The 15,825-nt window shown below is 72.4% G+C and carries 13 protein-coding genes and 1 pseudogene; 4 read left to right on the forward strand and 10 right to left on the reverse strand.

Annotated features, from left to right (window positions below; translation table 11 throughout):
- Positions 1-208: 208 nt before the first annotated feature.
- From ACE1OC_RS05570 to ACE1OC_RS05580, 3 genes and pseudogenes are all read right to left on the reverse strand, one after another.
- Positions 209-739 (reverse strand): annotated as a pseudogene (locus ACE1OC_RS05570) (lysophospholipid acyltransferase family protein); the annotation flags it as partial.
- Positions 736-1,551, reverse strand: a complete 816-nt coding sequence (locus ACE1OC_RS05575) for a GNAT family N-acetyltransferase (protein ID WP_407836006.1) — start codon at positions 1,549-1,551, stop codon at positions 736-738. The gene ACE1OC_RS05575 and the pseudogene ACE1OC_RS05570, both read right to left, overlap by 4 nt.
- A 201-nt stretch (positions 1,552-1,752) precedes the next feature.
- Positions 1,753-3,012, reverse strand: coding sequence for an extracellular solute-binding protein (locus ACE1OC_RS05580; RefSeq protein WP_407836007.1), 1,260 nt, complete (start codon positions 3,010-3,012; stop codon positions 1,753-1,755).
- A gap of 178 nt (positions 3,013-3,190) precedes the next feature.
- Between ACE1OC_RS05580 and ACE1OC_RS05585 the strand changes: the two genes are divergently transcribed.
- The gene (locus tag ACE1OC_RS05585) at positions 3,191-3,406 is read left to right on the forward strand and encodes a dodecin (protein ID WP_407836008.1); all 216 of its coding nucleotides are present in this window, start codon (positions 3,191-3,193) and stop codon (positions 3,404-3,406) included.
- Positions 3,407-3,537: 131 nt separating this feature from the next.
- Here ACE1OC_RS05585 and ACE1OC_RS05590 read toward each other — a convergent pair whose 3' ends face one another.
- On the reverse strand, positions 3,538-4,032 hold the full coding sequence (locus ACE1OC_RS05590) for a hypothetical protein (RefSeq protein ID WP_274550646.1): 495 nt from the start codon (positions 4,030-4,032) through the stop codon (positions 3,538-3,540).
- Between the two features lie 82 nt (positions 4,033-4,114).
- Between ACE1OC_RS05590 and ACE1OC_RS05595 the strand changes: the two genes are divergently transcribed.
- From ACE1OC_RS05595 to ACE1OC_RS05605, 3 genes are all read left to right on the forward strand, one after another.
- Positions 4,115-5,608 carry a hypothetical protein gene (locus ACE1OC_RS05595; protein ID WP_407836009.1) on the forward strand — a complete coding sequence of 498 codons (1,494 nt, stop codon included), beginning with the start codon at positions 4,115-4,117 and terminating at the stop codon, positions 5,606-5,608.
- Positions 5,609-5,672: 64 nt separating this feature from the next.
- Positions 5,673-6,779 (forward strand): LLM class flavin-dependent oxidoreductase, encoded by a 1,107-nt coding sequence (locus tag ACE1OC_RS05600; RefSeq protein ID WP_407836010.1) that lies wholly within the window; start codon positions 5,673-5,675, stop codon positions 6,777-6,779.
- 10 nt (positions 6,780-6,789) lie between these two features.
- Positions 6,790-9,189 (forward strand): ABC transporter, encoded by a 2,400-nt coding sequence (locus ACE1OC_RS05605; RefSeq protein WP_407836011.1) that lies wholly within the window; start codon positions 6,790-6,792, stop codon positions 9,187-9,189.
- Positions 9,190-9,229: 40 nt separating this feature from the next.
- Here ACE1OC_RS05605 and ACE1OC_RS05610 read toward each other — a convergent pair whose 3' ends face one another.
- The 6 genes from ACE1OC_RS05610 to ACE1OC_RS05635 form a co-directional block, all read right to left on the reverse strand.
- Positions 9,230-9,601 (reverse strand): cupin domain-containing protein, encoded by a 372-nt coding sequence (locus ACE1OC_RS05610; protein WP_266961902.1) that lies wholly within the window; start codon positions 9,599-9,601, stop codon positions 9,230-9,232.
- An 88-nt stretch (positions 9,602-9,689) separates the two neighbouring features.
- Positions 9,690-10,346: a hypothetical protein gene (locus ACE1OC_RS05615; RefSeq protein ID WP_407836012.1), complete on the reverse strand. Its 657-nt coding sequence runs from the start codon at positions 10,344-10,346 to the stop codon at positions 9,690-9,692.
- Positions 10,347-10,382: 36 nt separating this feature from the next.
- Positions 10,383-12,239: a stealth family protein gene (locus tag ACE1OC_RS05620; protein ID WP_407836013.1), complete on the reverse strand. Its 1,857-nt coding sequence runs from the start codon at positions 12,237-12,239 to the stop codon at positions 10,383-10,385.
- Positions 12,240-12,381: 142 nt separating this feature from the next.
- Positions 12,382-13,128 carry a succinate dehydrogenase/fumarate reductase iron-sulfur subunit gene (locus ACE1OC_RS05625; RefSeq protein ID WP_407836014.1) on the reverse strand — a complete coding sequence of 249 codons (747 nt, stop codon included), beginning with the start codon at positions 13,126-13,128 and terminating at the stop codon, positions 12,382-12,384.
- A complete protein-coding gene (locus ACE1OC_RS05630; protein WP_382972638.1) occupies positions 13,125-15,077 on the reverse strand; it encodes a fumarate reductase/succinate dehydrogenase flavoprotein subunit in 1,953 nt (650 codons plus the stop codon). Before ACE1OC_RS05630 ends, ACE1OC_RS05625 begins: the two co-directional genes overlap by 4 nt.
- Position 15,078: 1 nt before the next feature.
- Complete coding sequence (locus ACE1OC_RS05635; protein ID WP_407836015.1) at positions 15,079-15,783, reverse strand: succinate dehydrogenase; 705 nt, start codon at positions 15,781-15,783, stop codon at positions 15,079-15,081.
- Positions 15,784-15,825: the final 42 nt, after the last annotated feature.

Consider the following 15,825-nt stretch of genomic DNA (forward strand, 5'->3'; position numbering starts at 1 on the left):
CGTACCGGCCCGGCGGGATCCGCGGCAGCAGCCGGACCTCGGCGCGCACCCCGCGGGCCCGCGCGATCCGCCACAGCGAGGCGGTCAGCGGATCGTCCCCGACGAAGGCGGGCGCCCCGGCCGGCCCCCCGTCGTCGAGCAGGTAGGTGATCCGTACGGGCTGTACGGGCACCCGCGCGTCCAGCGCGGCCTGGAACGCGGCCCGGCGAAAGGGGCCTTGGGCCCGCCCGCACCAGGTGGAGCCCTCGGGATAGACGGTGACGCGGTCACCGTCGAGCAGGGCCCGTGTGAGGAGGCCGACGGTGGCGGGGAGGGTGCGTAGCCGGTCGCGTTCGATGTAGAGGGTGCCGGCCTGCCGGGAGAGCGGTCCGAGGACGGGCCAGCTGCGGATGTCGCTCTTGGCCAGCATCCGGGACGGCAGGGCGGCGGCGACGAGCGGGATGTCCAGCCAGGAGATGTGGTTGGCGACGATCAGCCGGCCACGGCCGGGGCCGGGTGTCCCGTGCACGGTGATCCGCAGGCCGAAGGCGCCCAGCAGGGCGGTCGCCCAGGCCCGTACCAGCACGTGCCGCACCCGCTCCGGCAGCAGCCGCAGCGGCGGGGCTCCCAGGATCCCGAGCAGGACCAGGGCGATGGCGGCGGCCAGCCGCAGGACCGCGCGCGGCACGCTCGCGGTGCGCCCCTCGTGGCCGGCGCAGTCCGCGGGGGTACAGGGCGAGGTCGGGAGCCAGGCGCTCATGCGGACGGGGCGAGCGACAGGAAGTGCTTGAGGTAGCGGGGGTTGGTGCGCCGCAGGGAGAGCAGGACGTACAGGTCGGCGCAGCCGAACTCGGCGTCCAGGGCGGGCTCGCCGCAGACCCAGGCGCCCAGGCGCAGGTAGCCGCGCAGCAGCGGGGGCAGTTCCATCCGGCCGGGGACGTGGATGCCTTCGGGGCTCCAGGGGAGGTGCGGGGTGACCCGGTACTCGACGGGTGCGAGGCTGCGGGTGAGGACGTTCTCCCGGGTGGCGGCGGCCAGCACCCCGCCGTCGGAGAGCGGTATGGAGCAGCAGCCGGCGAGCCAGTTGTGCCCGGAGCCGTCCATGTAGCGGGCGAGGCCGGCCCAGATGAGGGCGATGACGGCGCCGTTGCGGTGGTCGGGGTGGACGCAGGAGCGGCCCACCTCGACGAGGTCGGGGCGGATGGGGGCGAGGGCGGAGAGGTCGAACTCGCCCTCGGAGTAGAGGCGTCCGGCCACGGCGGCGCGTTCGGGGGGCAGCAGCCGGTAGGTGCCGACGACCTGCTCGGTCTCCTCGTCCACGACGAGGAGGTGGTCGCAGTAGGCGTCGAAGGGGTCGGAGTCCAGGCCCGGCTCCGGGCCGTCGAGGCGGGCGCCGAGCTCGTCGGCGAAGACCTGGTGGCGCAGCCACTGTGCGGCGCGCACCTCGTCCTCGTTGCGGGCGAGGCGGACGGCGTAGTGGGGTGCGGGGGCGTCCGCCGCGCGCCGGGCGGGCGCCGGGGCGGGGAGGAGGGCGGGGGACACGGCGGACGGGGACAGGGGGGCGATGGTCATGACGGCTCCTGGTCCGGCACGGGGAGCCAGGCCGGCAGGTGTGTGGCCTGGCTTCTTTACTTCTTCCGTGACCGGCTGGATTCGACATGGCCGCTTCGCGGCCCTTGGATGTGCGGACGCTGAACTTGGCGGGCGGACCCCTCCCGGGCCCTCTAGCGCACCCTCCCGCACCCTCCCGCGCCCTCGCGCGCCCTCCCGGCGTCAGCGGTCGGAGCTGAGGACCTTGCTGATGGTGTCGGAGGCCGCCTTCGCCGCCGTCTCGGGGTTCTGGCCGGTGAGTACGGCCGTCATGAACGGCTTGATCGGGTTCTTGGCCTCCACCTCGGCCCAGCGGGGGGACTGCGGGGTGGCGCGGCCCTGGGCTGCGCCGGGGGCCATCGCGGTGGCGCCGTCGTTGCCCTCGACCACGTGCGCGAGGGTGGTCTTGTTGGGTACGTAGCTCATCGTGCGGGCGAGCTCGGTCTGCCACTTCTCGCTGACCAGGGCCGTGATCACGTCGACCGCGTGCTTACGCTGCTTCGTCTTCTCGGGGATGATCAGGTCCGAGCCGCCGGTGAAGACCGAGCCCACCTTGTCGGCGGTCTTGCCGGGGATCGGGAAGAAGCCGAGCTTGCCCTTGAGCTCCGGGTTCGCGGCCTCGATGGCGGCGGCCTGGCCGGGCGGGGCGATGATCTGGGCGATCCCGCCGCGGGCGAAGACGTCGGACTGCGGGGGCGTCTCCTCGTCGGCGTCCTTGGGGCCGTCACCGAGGGCCTGGAGCTGCTTGTAGAACTCCATACCCGCCATGGCCTTCTCCTCGTCGAGGGTGCCGAGCCACTGGCCGCTGCTCTCGACGGCGAGCTCGCCGCCCTCGTCCCAGACGAACCCGGCGAGGACGTACCAGTTCTGCCCGGCGAGGTAGATGCCCTGCTGGGGGCCCTTGTCGAGCTTCTGCGTGGCCTGGATCCATTCCTGCCGGGTCTTGATCGGCGCTTTGACCCCGGCGTTCGCGAAGAGGTCCTTGTTGTAGATCACCACGCGGTTGGCGGCGTACCACGGGACGCCGAACTGGGCTCCGCGGACCTTTCCCGGTTCGGAGAGACCCTTCAGCCAGTCCTTGCCGTCCCACTCGCGCAGGGCCTCCAGGGTGAGTTCCGAGACGCCGCCGCCCTCGACGTACTGGGCGACCTGGGTGTTGCCGACCTCGATGACGTCGGCGCTCTCCTGGCTCTGGCCGGCCAGCACGGCGTTGACCTTGTCGCCGATGCCCTTCCACTCCTGGATCTTCACTTCGAGGTCCACGCCCGGGTGTTCCTTCTCGAAGCTGCTCGTGAACCGGCCTATGAACTCCTCGGAGGCGCTGCCCTTCATCAGCCAGAGCGTCACCTTCTGCGTACCTCCGCCCGCCCCGGCGAGGCTGCAGCCGGTGAGAGCGGTCGCGGCCGCGAGAGCGGTGGACACGGCAAGGAAGCGCATCTTCACGAAGGTCACCTTCTGGGGGGATGGATCGCAGATGGCTTGAAATTGGCATAGACCAATGGGTGGGTCAAGGGGGTATCGCTAGGGATCGCTATGGATTGTTCACGCAAAGTTCGCGGACCCGGACTTACTGGGGCACCGTAGAACAAGGCAACAGCCACCCCAGTGTCGGGAGACCCCCATGTCCAATCACACGTACCGGGTGACCGAGATCGTGGGCACGTCCCACGAGGGCATCGACCAGGCCATCCGCAACGGCATCGCGCGCGCGGGCGAAACGCTCCACAACCTTGATTGGCTTGAAGTCGTTCAGATCAGAGGGCACATCGAGAACGGCGAGATCGCGCACTTCCAGGTGGGGATCAAGGTCGGTTTCCGTCTCGACGGCGAGGCCTGAGGCCAGCCCGGCACCCTCGGGGCTCCCGGGACACCCGGGACACGTGCTCCCGGGGTGCGGCCTCCCCGGGGCCCCTCGGGCCCGCCCGAGGAGCCCTGGGGGCACCGGGGCACGGGGGTGCGGAAGTGCCCTCAGGTGCGGCCCTCGCCCTCCTGTGCGTCCTTGAGCTCCGGCGCGTCCGCCGCCCAGTCCGCCAGGACCACGCGGAAGCCCTCCGCGCGCGCCGCCCCGCACACCAGCTCGTCGTCGTCCACCAGCATCCGCACCTCGCGGCCCCTCGAGATCCGCCGCAGCACTTCGAGCTTGGTCGTCCGGGCGGGCCGCCGGTCCTGGTTCCCGCGCATCCACAGCCGCCCCTCGGGCAGCCCGTTCCGTGCGAGCCAGTCCTCCGTGTCCGCGCGGCACCGCTCCGGGCGGCCGGTGAGGTACGTGACCTCGCAGTCGGCCGCGCTCTCCACCGCGAGCGCGATCCCGCGGGCGAGGGGCGGATCGGCCGGGGCCGCGCCGAAGAACCCGCTCCAGTCGCGCGGCCGGCGCTCCAGGAAGTGCTGGCGGTGGGCGGTGTCGGCCAGGGTGTTGTCGATGTCGAAGACGGCCAGGGGCCTGCGATTCTGAGTCTCGGTCACCCCGCCAGCCTAAGCAGCGGGGCCGGTAGGGTCGTGGCCCGGTGGTCCGGGGGGACCAGCTGACACACGGGGGTTACGACACATGCCTACGCCTGAAGACATCTGGGCGGCCGCCGACCTGCCCGCGCGTCGGCTCGCCGGGGTGGCCCTCAATCCGTCCTCTCCGGAGGACGTCCTGCTGCGGCTGCTCGCCGACGGCCCGCCGGCCGTACGGATGGTGCTCTGCCGGGACCGGATCCTGCCCGACGCCGTTGTCGACGCCGTGCTCGAGCACCCCGACACCCGTACCCGCAGCTTCTTCGCCCGCAACCCCCACGTCGACCCGGCCCAGCGGGCACAACTGGTCGACGACCCGGAGTGGTTCGTCCGCGCCCACCTCGCCGCGGCGCCCAGACTGCCCGTCGGCGGCGCGTACAGGCCACTGCCCGACGAGACCGTCGTCCACATGATCAGCACGTACGAGAACGACATCCAGCCCGACTACCGACAGATCTCCATGGAGCTGCAGCGGTCCATGCCCACCCATCCGGTCGCGAAGGTCCGCAGCTGGGGGGTCGGCAGGTGGGGTGTGCTGCCCGCCGAGATCCGGGCCGCGCTGCTGGCGGATCCCGACGAGGACGTCCGGGAGGGCGCGCGGCGGCACGCGCGAAGCGAGGATCCGGCATGGGTGGAGCGCGAACTGCCCGACCGCACGTGCCACGCACGCTGGGGGATGCTGATGCACCAGGCCCTCAGCAGAACCGTCGTGGAAGGCGTCCTGACCTCTCCGGTCGCAGAGGGCGAACGGGCGGCGATCGCCGGGAACCCCAGCCTGCCCGCCGACGTGGTGGTCCTCCTGGCCGGCGATCCGGACCCGGAGGTGCGCGAGCGGATCGCGCACCGCACGGACCTCGGACCCGCCGAGATGCGCGCACTCGCCGTGGACCCCGACCCGACGGTGCGGCTCGCCCTGTCCGTGCACCCCGCGCTGAGCGAGGAGGAACGGGCCGGGATCGACTACGAGGTCCCCGCGGACGACCGATTCCATCCGTGGCCCGGGCCCAGAGCGCCCCGGGACCCCCAGGAGGTCCGCCGGGACGCGACCTCGGGCCACCCGCTGCTTCGCCGGAGGGCGGCCGTGGTCGCCACGCTGCCGCCCGATCTCGTGGAACGCCTGGCCGCCGACGAGGATCTCGGGGTACGCGTCCTGCTGGCCCAGAGCCATCCGGACGCCCCGGCCGCACTCCTGCTCCGCAGCTTCCTCGAGTACACCGACGAGCGCGCGCACCTCACCACCCGGCCGAAGTTTCCCACGACCGGTCTGGCCGCCTTCGCCGACCACGAGGACCCCGAGGTCCGGGCCTTGGCCGCCCTCGACCCGCAGACCGCGCCCGCCACCGCCGAGCGACTCACCCGGGACCCGGACCCGGTCGTGCGCGCGGCGATGGCACGCCACCCGAACCTTCCGCAGCACCGACTGACAGAACTCCTCGACGACGAGGAACTGGCCCACGTGGCCGCGGCGAACCCCGCATTGGATTCCGAGGTGATCCGCCGGCTGGTGGAGATGCGGGGACGGTCGGCACGACCGCTGTGACGCAGCCGGACGGTGCCCGACGGCGCCCGGGGAATCCTGACGCCCTCCGCGCGTTGACCCCAGTGTGATCCGCACACTCTCGATACTCGACCGGTCCCGCACCCGCGAGGGCCACCCCGCCGCCCAGGCCCTGCGCGACACCGTGGAGCTCGCCCGCACCGCCGAGCGGCTCGGGTACCACCGGTTCCTGGTCTCCGAGCACCACAGCGTGCCCGGGGTCGCCGGATCCGCGCCCACGGTGCTCGCCGCCGCCGTGGCCGGGGCCACCTCCCGGATCCGCGTCGGCACCGGCGGCGTGATGCTGCCCAACCACCAGCCCCTGGTGGTCGCCGAGCAGTTCGGGGTCCTCGAGTCGCTGTTCCCCGGCCGGATCGACATGGGCCTCGGCCGCTCGGTCGGCTTCACCGGCGGGATCCGCCGCGCGCTGGGGCGGGACACCGCCGACGCCGACCGGTTCGAGGAGCAGCTCGCGGAGCTGCTGGGGTGGCTCGACGGCTCCCAGCGGGCCTACCCCGACGTGCACGCCCGCCCGGCGGAGGGGATGCGGATCCCGGCGTACGTGCTGGCCACCGGCGAGGGGGCGGGCATCGCGGCCCGCGCCGGGCTGCCCCTGGTCGTGGGAGACCTGCGGACCCGGGCCCGGGTCGCGGAGATCATCACGGCGTACCGCGAGGGGTTCCGCCCCTCTCCCTGGGGCACGCGGCCGTACGTCGTGGTCTCCGGGACGGTCGCGGTGGCCGCCACCACCGAGGCCGCCCGGCGGATCCTGGTGCCGGAGGCCTGGGCCGTCGCGTACTCGCGGACCCGGGGCAGTTTCCCGCCGCTGCGCCCGGCCGAGGAGGTCGAGGCCCTCCCCATGAGCCCCAAGGAGCGGGAGCTGTACGAGGGCGCCCTCGCCGGACACATCCACGGCACGGAGGAGCAGGTCGCTGCGGAGCTGTCAGCGGTCGCGGAGCTGACCGGGGCGGACGAACTGCTGGTCACCACGTCCACGTACGACCGGACGGCGCTGGTGGACTCCTTCACGCGCCTCGCCCGCCTCACCGGCCTCACGGATACCGCGGACGGACACACGGACGGGCACACGGACGGGCACGCCGACCGGCGCACCGACGAGCGCGCGAACGGTCCCGCGGACCCCGTCGGGCAGTCCGCCGGCCCCGGACACTAAACTAGGACGAATGCACCAGCCCGCCACCCCGCACGCCCACGATCCCTACGTCCGCGTCCGCGGCGCCCGGGAGCACAATCTGCGCGGGGTCGACGTGGACATTCCGCGCGACGCGCTGACCGTGTTCACCGGGGTCTCCGGCTCCGGGAAGAGCTCGCTGGCCTTCGGCACCCTCTTCGCCGAGGCCCAGCGCCGGTACTTCGAGTCCGTGGCCCCGTACGCGCGCCGGCTGATCCACCAGATCGGCGCGCCGAAGGTCGACTCCGTCACCGGGCTCCCGCCGGCCGTCTCGCTGGAACAGCGGCGCTCCTCCCCCGGGTCCCGGTCCTCGGTCGGAACGGTGACCACGCTGTCCAACTCCCTGCGGATGCTGTACTCGCGGGCGGGCTCCTACCCGCCCGGCGCCGAGCGCCTGGACTCCGACTCCTTCTCCCCCAACACCGCGGCCGGGGCCTGCCCTTCCTGCCACGGCCTCGGCCGCGTGCACCGAACCAGCGAGGAACTACTGGTTCCCGACGCCGGCCTGTCGATCCGTCAGGGTGCCATCGCCGCCTGGCCCGGCGCCTGGCAGGGCAAGAACCTGCGCGACATCCTGGAGGCCCTCGGCCACGACGTGGACGCGCCCTGGCGGGAGCTTGCGGCGGCGGACCGCGAGTGGATCCTTTTCACCGAGGAGCAGCCGGTGGTGACGGTGCATCCGGTGCGGGATGCCGACCGGATCCAACGCCCGTACCAAGGCACGTACATGAGCGCCCACCGGTACGTGATGCGGACCTTCTCCGACAGCAAGAGCCTCACCCTGCGGGCCCGTGCCGAGAAGTTCCTGACCGATGCGCCGTGTTCCGTGTGCGAGGGCAGGCGGCTGCGTCCGGAGGCCCTGGCCGTGACCTTCGCGGGCCGCACCATCGCGGAGACGTCGGCGCTGGCGCTGACGGAGCTGGACGGGGTACTGGCCACCGCGCGCGGCGGCGGCGAAGCGTCCCGGGTGCTCACCGAGGACCTGCGCTCCCGGATCGGCCCGGTCACCGAGCTGGGGCTGGGCTACCTGAGCCTGGACCGCGCCGCCCCGACCCTGTCGGCGGGAGAGCTGCAACGGCTGCGGCTGGCCACGCAGTTGCGTTCGGGGCTGTTCGGGGTGGTGTACGTACTGGACGAGCCGTCGGCGGGGCTGCACCCGGCCGACACGGAGGCGCTGCTCGGCGTCCTGGACCGGCTCAAGGAGGCCGGGAACACGGTGTTCGTGGTGGAGCACGACCTGTCCGTGGTGCGGCACGCGGACTGGCTGGTGGACGTCGGCCCGCTCGCCGGGGAGCACGGCGGGAGGGTGCTGCACAGCGGACCCCCGCAGGCTCTGGCGGCGGTGGCGGACTCGGCGACGGCCCCGTACCTGTTCGGGGTCCGGCGGCCGGACGAGTGGCGCTCGGGGGCCGCACGGAAGGCGACCGGGTCCGTCCGGCTCAGCGGTGTCGACCGGCACAACCTGCGGGACGTGGCGGCGGAGTTCCCGCTCGGAGTGTTCACGGCGGTGACCGGGGTGTCGGGGTCCGGGAAGTCCACGCTGGTGGGCCAGGTCCTCGCACGGGAGGTCCACGAGCGGCTGGCGGAGCCGGAGTTCCCGGTACGGCGGCTGGTGGAGGTGGACCAGAAGCCGATCGGCCGGACCCCGCGCTCCAACCTGGCCACGTACACGGGACTCTTCGACGTGGTGCGCCGGCTCTTCACGGCGGCGCCGGAATCGAAGGCGCGGGGCTGGAAGGCGGGCCGCTTCTCCTTCAACGTGCCGGGCGGTCGGTGCGAGTCCTGCCAGGGCGAGGGCTTCGTCTCGGTGGAGCTGCTGTTCCTGCCCAGCACCTACGCCCCGTGCCCGGAGTGCGCGGGAGCCCGGTACAACTCCGAGACGCTGGAGGTCCGTTACTCGGGGTTGAACATCGCGGAGGTGCTCGCCCTGACGGTGGAGTCGGCGGCCTCCTTCTTCGCCGGGGTCCCGGCGGCGGCCCGCAGCCTCGGCGCGCTGTCGGACATCGGTCTGGGGTACCTGCGGCTCGGCCAGCCCGCCACGGAGCTGTCGGGCGGCGAGGCGCAGCGCATCAAACTGGCGACGGAGCTCCAGCGCGTGCGCCGCGACCACACCCTGTACCTGCTGGACGAGCCGACGACGGGGCTCCATCCGGCCGATGTCACGGTGCTGCTGCGGCAGTTGCACGGCCTGGTGGACGCCGGGCATTCGGTGGTGGTCGTGGAGCACGACATGGCGGTGGTGGCGGGCGCCGACTGGGTCATCGATCTGGGGCCGGGCGGCGGCGCGGACGGCGGCCGGGTGGTGGCCGCGGGCACCCCAGCCGAGGTGGCCCGCGCCACGGGCAGCCGTACGGCGACCTATCTGGCACGGGCCCTCGCCGCGGTCCGGTAGGGCCGGTAGTCGGGCAGGCGGTCACGCGTGAGCCAGGCGGTCACGCGTCCTTGGGCTTGGCGAAGTCTCCGTAGCCCTGCCAGTCGAGGACGACGCACTGCTCGTCGCCGAGCACCCAGGCGTCGTGGCCGGGGTCGATCTGGATGAAGTCTCCGGGCTGCGCCTCGACGCTGTCGCCACCGTCCATGACGATCTTCATCCGGCCGCTGATGATGTAGGCCACGTGGGCGGCCTCACAACTGTCGGTGCCCGCAATGGGCTTGATGTGCTGCGACCACTGCCATCCGGGCTCGAACACGGCCCGGCCGATCGGCCCGTGGTCGGTGTTGAGCAGGTCGAGCCTGCCCTTGCCGTCCTCGAACCGACGGGTCTCGTCCGCGGAATCGAAGCCCCTTCGCACGATTCCAGTCATGATCGTCGACCTCCCGGCGCACCACTGCCCCGAGTCCACTTCTCAGCGTACGCCCGTACCGCGCGGTCCTCGCGGTGTCCCGGCGCGGCTACGCGTCGCCCTGGAGCAGGTGCTGCGGAAGCTCGCGGAAGGTCCAGACGCCCTGTCTGCGGGTGAAGGTCCACACCAGGTCGTAGCGGTCGGGCCAGGCGGCCGGCAGCCCCAGCACGTCCTGCGCTCCGAGGCCCCGGATCAGGCGGGGCATCCCCTGGTGCTCCCAGCAGACCAGGACGGGTGTCCGCGCCGCCAGCACCGCCCTGGCCAGGGCGGGCTCGGCTCCGACGGCGAACTCCGCGCGGACGGGCGTACCCAGTGCGGTGGCGAGCGTCTCGACGGTCTGGCGGCACCGCGCGGGCGCCCCCTCCTTGCCGCCGGCCGCGAAGACGGCCCCCGGCCGGGGCAGGCGGGCGCCCCGGGTCGGCGGGAAGAGCGCGGGCAGCTCCTGCGCGCGGCGCCGGCCCCGGATGGCGAGGAAGCCGGGGTCCTCGTTGCCCTCGTCGTCCTCGCCGGTGTCCCCGGCGTACGGCTTCTCGGCGTGCCGGATGACCATGACCAGCACGTCCTTGACGGCCTCGGGGCCGGGGCCCGGCGCCGGAGCCCGTTCCTCCCCGGCACATCCGGCCACCGCCAGCGGGGCGAGGGCGGCGGCCAGCACGCTACGGCGGCGCGGGCCGGATCCGGCGGGGGTTGGACGGCCTGAAAGCATGCGCCCACTGTCGCCCACGCCCGGGAGGGCGGCCGGTCACGGCGCGGCGGGAGCCGCTCCGATCATCCGATCGGCGGACCCGTCGTGGCGGTGCGCGGACGGGTCGTCGCCGTGCCCGGCGGTACGGCCCTTCGCGGCGGCCCGGCCCGGAGCCTCGTACGGCGAGGCGACGGGGAAGTAGGCCTCCAGGAAGGCCTTGAGCTCGCGCTGCTGCACGTCGGGGGAGACCTCGGTGCCCGAGTCGTCGGCGAGGCAGAAGGCGTCGGTGCCCCGATCGCGCAGGAGGCCGCCCAGCCGCTGGAGCTCCTTGGTCCCGGCGGTGGACACGTACGCGGTGGCCAGGTCTCCTTCCACCGCGCGCCCCTGGGCGAGTGCCAGGTGCAGGGCGAGGGTGACGGGGGCGAGGTCGGTGGCACTGCGGAAGACGGACCGGCTGGTCGCGTCGAGCCCGCCGGGCAGCGCCTCCTCCAGCCGGGCGTAGAGGGAGCGGCTCTGCGCGTACGGGGCGTGCGCGAGGATGCGCGGGTACGTGCGCCCCGCGAGCGCTTCCACCGTGCGGCGGGTCGCCCGCTGCGAGGTGGTGTAGACGTCGTCGTGGCTGTCCGGGGAGCTGGGCGGGACGGCCCGGGTGTCGTGGAAGACCTTCGGCAGACCGGACGGCAGGAAGTAGTTCTGCGGGCGCTGGGGGCGGCCGAGGAAGATGTCGTCGTTGAAGTAGAGGTAGTGCTCGGCGAGGCCCGGGATGCGGTGCAGCTGGGTTTCGATGGCGTGCGAGTTGAAGACGGGCAGCGCGCCGGGATCGGCGAACAGCTCCCGGTGGTGGACCACGGTGAGCCCGGGGTGCTCCAGGGCCAGCCAGTCGGGGACCTGGTCGTCGGTGACGAGGAAGACGCGGCGGATCCAGGGCGCGTAGGCCGCGATGGAGCGCAGACAGGAGCGCAGCTCGCCGCGGTCCCGGAAGCGGTGGTCGCCGCTGTCGGCGGCGTCGTCGTCGGCTGTATCGGGACCGGCAGCGGTGTCGGCGCCGACAGGGCTGTCGGCCTCGCCGTTCGCGACGCCCGCGGCGGCCGCCTCGGCCCGGTCCCGGCGGCGGCGCCACTCGGGGTCCGAGCCGTCCACCCAGGTGATCACGGCGTCGATGGGGAAGTCGATGTCCTCGGGGAAGCGGCGGTCGAGGGCCGTCACCACCGGGTAGTCGCGGTCGCCGATGCGCCGGCGGGCCGTGGCCTCCATGGAGGGCACCCACCAGCCGAAGGGGGTCTCCCGGAGCGAGGCGACCCCGCCCGGGCCGTTGGCCGGCTTCCAGAACTCCAGGTCACAGCCCTGATCGGCAGCCATGTGAAGGGTGTATCCCGAGGTGACCACGGGAATGTAGAGCCGGATCCCCGCGACGACGGCGCCGGGCGTCTCGGCCTCCGCCGCGGCGACCGCCTCGGGCAGCTCCTCGGCGAGGACGGTGCCGAGCGCGGTGCGGTGGCCGAGGAGGTCGGCGTAGACGGGCCGGCCGGCGAAGCCCTTCGCACAGGCGGCGAGTGCGTCGGCACGGGTGCCGGGGGCGAGCGCCACCCGGTGGACCAGTTCCCCGTCGGGGACCAGGCCGTAGGACATCGAGGCCGCTTCCAGCACCTCGGCGACCTCACGGAGGTTCATCTCGGCGAGGTCGGCGGGGAGCAGGTCGTCCCGTACGACGGCCAGCCGGCCCCCGTGTTCGACGATGCTCCCGGTTTCGGCCGCCTGCGCCCGGATCTCCCGTTCGCGGACGGCCCGCCGGGCCTCCCGCGCCTGCGCCGGGGTCCGGGACCCGCGGCCGCGCTGCGACCCTCTCGGCTGCGACGGCAAGGCGGTCCGGGGCTGGAACGGCATCCAGCTCAGATGCCGACGGATGCCGCTCATGATCACCTCAGGGCTCGTGGACACAGAAATCGGCCCCACCGTTCCCGGCGGCCCCCGGTGGCCGAAACTCACCTTACGTGTCGGTGTCCGAAAGATGAACAGGATCTTTCTCCCAAGACCTCATTCTTATGAAATCCACAGGTCAGCGGGGGCCTCGGCGAACCGCCTTCAGCCACTCCTTGTTCATGGCCGCGATCGACGGCAGCGGGATCCCCTTGGGACAGGCGGTGGCGCACTCACCGGTCAGGGTGCATCCTCCGAAGCCCTCGGCGTCCATCGTGGCGACCATGTCCAGGACCCGGGTCTCGCGCTCCGGCGAGCCCTGCGGGAGCACGTTCAGGTGGTTGACCTTGGCGGAGGTGAAGAGCATCGCGGAGCCGTTGGGGCAGGCCGCCACGCACGCCCCGCAGCCGATGCACTCGGCGTGCTCGAAGGCGTAGTCGGCGTCGGGCTTGGGAACGGCCGTGGCGTGCGCCTCGGGGGCGGAACCGGTCGGGGCGGTGATGTAGCCGCCGGCCTGGATGACCCGGTCGAGGGCCCCGCGGTCGACGACGAGGTCCTTCACGACGGGGAAGGCCGAGGCCCGCCAGGGTTCGACGTCGATGGTGTCGCCGTCGGCGAAGGAGCGCATGTGGAGCTGGCAGGTCGTGGTGCGCTCCGGCCCGTGGGCGTCGCCGTTGATGACGAGGCTGCACGCACCGCAGATGCCCTCGCGGCAGTCGTGGTCGAAGGCGACGGGGTCCTCTCCGCTCAGGATGAGGTCCTCGTTGAGCGTGTCGAGCATTTCGAGGAAGGACATGCCCTCCGAGATGCCGTCGACCTCGTACGAGGCCATCGCGCCGGGGGCGTCGGCGTTCTTCTGGCGCCAGACGCGCAGGGTGAGCTTCATGCGTAGCTCCGCTGGGTGGGGTGGACGTACTCGAAGACGAGGTCTTCCTTGTGCAGGACGGGCGCGGCGCCGGTTCCGGTGTACTGCCAGGCGGCCGCGTACCCGAACTCCTCGTCGCGGCGGGCGGCTTCGCCGTCCGGGGTCTGGGACTCCTCGCGGAAGTGGCCGCCGCAGGATTCGGCGCGGTGGAGGGCGTCGAGGCACATCAGCTCGGCGAGCTCCAGGTAGTCGACGATGCGGTTGGCCTTCTCCAGCGACTGGTTGAACTCCTCGCCGCTGCCGGGCACCTTGATCCGCCGCCAGAACTCCTCGCGGATCTCCGGGATCCGGGCGAGGGCCTTGCGCAGGCCCTCCTCGGTCCGGGCCATCCCGCAGTACTCCCACATCAGTTCGCCGATCTCCCGGTGGAAGGAGTCGGGCGTGCGGTCCCCGTCGACGGCGAGCAGCTTGGCGAGGCAGTCGCGGGTCTCGCGGACGGCGGCCGCGGCCTCGGGGTGGGTGTCGTCGACGGTGTCCCGGTGCGGATGGCGGGCCAGGTAGTCGTTGATGGTGGAGGGCAGCACGAAGTAGCCGTCGCCGAGGCCCTGCATGAGGGCGGAGGCGCCGAGACGGTTGGCGCCGTGGTCGGAGAAGTTGGCCTCGCCGATCGCGAACAGGCCGGGGACGGTGGTCTGGAGGTCGTAGTCGACCCACAGTCCGCCCATCGTGTAGTGCACGGCGGGATAGATCCGCATGGGGACCTCGTACGGGTTCTCCGCGGTGATCCGCTCGTACATGTCGAAGAGGTTGCCGTACTTCTCGGCGACCTTCTCCTTGCCCATGCGGCGGATGGCGTCGGCGAAGTCGAGGTAGACGCCCTGGCCGCCGGGTCCGACGCCGCGGCCCTCGTCGCAGACGTTCTTGGCCGCGCGCGAGGCGATGTCGCGGGGCACGAGGTTGCCGAAGGAGGGGTAGATCCGCTCCAGGTAGTAGTCGCGCTCGGCTTCCGGGATGTCGGCGGCGGGGCGGGTGTCGCCCTTGGCCTTGGGGACCCAGATGCGGCCGTCGTTGCGCAGGGACTCGCTCATCAGGGTGAGCTTGGACTGGTGGTCGCCGGTGCGCGGGATGCAGGTGGGGTGGATCTGGGTGAAGCAGGGGTTCGCGAAGTACGCGCCGCGCCGGTGGGCCCGCCAGACGGCCGTCGCGTTGGAGTTCATGGCGTTGGTGGAGAGGTAGAAGACGTTGCCGTAGCCGCCGCTCGCGAGGACGACGGCGTCCGCGTAGTGGGTGTCGATCTTTCCGGTGACCAGGTCGCGGGCGACGATGCCGCGGGCCACGCCGTCGACGGTGATCAGGTCGAGCATCTCGGTGCGGGCGTGCATCTCCACGTTGCCGGCGGCGATCTGCCGCGAGAGCGCCTGGTAGGCGCCGAGCAGGAGCTGCTGTCCGGTCTGGCCGCGGGCGTAGAAGGTGCGGGAGACCTGGACGCCGCCGAAGGAACGGGTGTCGAGGAGGCCGCCGTACTCGCGGGCGAAGGGGACGCCCTGGGCCACGCACTGGTCGATGATCTCGACGGAGATCTGGGCGAGGCGGTGGACGTTGGACTCGCGGGCGCGGAAGTCGCCGCCCTTGACGGTGTCGTAGAACAGCCGGTGGACGGAGTCTCCGTCGTTCCGGTAGTTCTTGGCCGCGTTGATGCCGCCCTGGGCGGCGATCGAGTGGGCGCGGCGCGGGGAGTCGGAGAAGCAGAACTGGACGACGTGGTAGCCCTGTTCGGCGAGGGTGGCGCCAGCGGCGCCGCCGGCCAGGCCGGTGCCGACGACGATGACGGTGTGCCCGCGCCGGTTGGCCGGGTTGACCAGCTTGGCCTCGAAGCGGCGGCGGTCCCAGCGCTCGGCGATGGGGCCTTCGGGGGCCTTGGCGTCGGCGATCGGATCCCCGGTGGTGTACTGCGCGTATTCGTTGCTCATGTCAGCTCACCACTCGGGTCATGACGGCGACGGGCACGGACACGAAGCCCGCGAAGAGGACGAGGGCGAGGGCGTTGGCGAGGAACTTCAGCGTCCTGTCCCGGCGGGCGTTGCCCGCGCCCAGGGTCTGGGCGGCGCTCCAGAAGCCGTGGCGGACGTGCAGTCCGAGGGCGGCCATCGCCACGAGGTAGATGGTGTTGCCGTACCAGGTGGAGAAGGTGGCGAGGACGTTCTCGTACGGATGCCCGGCCCAGGCCCGCTCGTTCACGGTGAGCGTGGTGAGGTCGAGCAGGTGCCAGACGATGAAGAGGGCGAGGATGATGCCGCCCCAGCGCATGGTGCGGGTGGCGTAGCTCGCGCGGCGGCGCTTGTGGGCGTACTTCACCGGGCGCGCCTTGATGTCGCGGCGGCTGAGCTGGTAAGCGCAGACTCCGTGCGCGACGACGGCCGCGAGCAGGACCACGCGGACGATCCACAGGGCCCACTCGTGGTGCAGGAAGGGCGAGCCGAGGGTGCGGAGCCAGTGGGCGTAGCCGTTGAACTCCTCCGCCCCGAAGAAGATCTTGAGGTTGCCGAGCATGTGCACGACGAGGTAGCCGAGCATGATCAAGCCGGAGACGGCCATCACGGACTTCTTGCCGACGGAGGAGTCCCAGAGCGTGCGCGTGGTGGACGGCCGTCGATCCGTCCGCGTTGCCAGAGCCATGACATTGACCGTAGGGACGAAGGTCCCGAAAGGTCCAAGACA

Origin of the sequence: Streptomyces stoeckheimensis (assembly GCF_045822005.1) — a bacterium.
GTDB classification, from domain to species: Bacteria; Actinomycetota; Actinomycetes; order Streptomycetales; family Streptomycetaceae; genus Streptomyces; species Streptomyces stoeckheimensis.

Excerpts from the sequence above, each read along its gene's own strand:
- ACE1OC_RS05575 (WP_407836006.1), bottom strand. The coding sequence starts at position 1,551 with ATGACCATCGCCCCCCTGTCCCCGTCCGCCGTGTCCCCCGCCCTCCTC.
- ACE1OC_RS05585 (WP_407836008.1), top strand. The coding sequence starts at position 3,191 with ATGTCCAATCACACGTACCGGGTGACCGAGATCGTGGGCACGTCCCAC.
- ACE1OC_RS05595 (WP_407836009.1), top strand. The coding sequence starts at position 4,115 with ATGCCTACGCCTGAAGACATCTGGGCGGCCGCCGACCTGCCCGCGCGT.
- ACE1OC_RS05605 (WP_407836011.1), top strand. The coding sequence starts at position 6,790 with ATGCACCAGCCCGCCACCCCGCACGCCCACGATCCCTACGTCCGCGTC.
- ACE1OC_RS05610 (WP_266961902.1), bottom strand. The coding sequence starts at position 9,601 with ATGACTGGAATCGTGCGAAGGGGCTTCGATTCCGCGGACGAGACCCGT.
- ACE1OC_RS05615 (WP_407836012.1), bottom strand. The coding sequence starts at position 10,346 with ATGCTTTCAGGCCGTCCAACCCCCGCCGGATCCGGCCCGCGCCGCCGT.
- ACE1OC_RS05620 (WP_407836013.1), bottom strand. The coding sequence starts at position 12,239 with ATGAGCGGCATCCGTCGGCATCTGAGCTGGATGCCGTTCCAGCCCCGG.
- ACE1OC_RS05625 (WP_407836014.1), bottom strand. The coding sequence starts at position 13,128 with ATGAAGCTCACCCTGCGCGTCTGGCGCCAGAAGAACGCCGACGCCCCC.
- ACE1OC_RS05630 (WP_382972638.1), bottom strand. The coding sequence starts at position 15,077 with ATGAGCAACGAATACGCGCAGTACACCACCGGGGATCCGATCGCCGAC.
- ACE1OC_RS05635 (WP_407836015.1), bottom strand. The coding sequence starts at position 15,783 with ATGGCTCTGGCAACGCGGACGGATCGACGGCCGTCCACCACGCGCACG.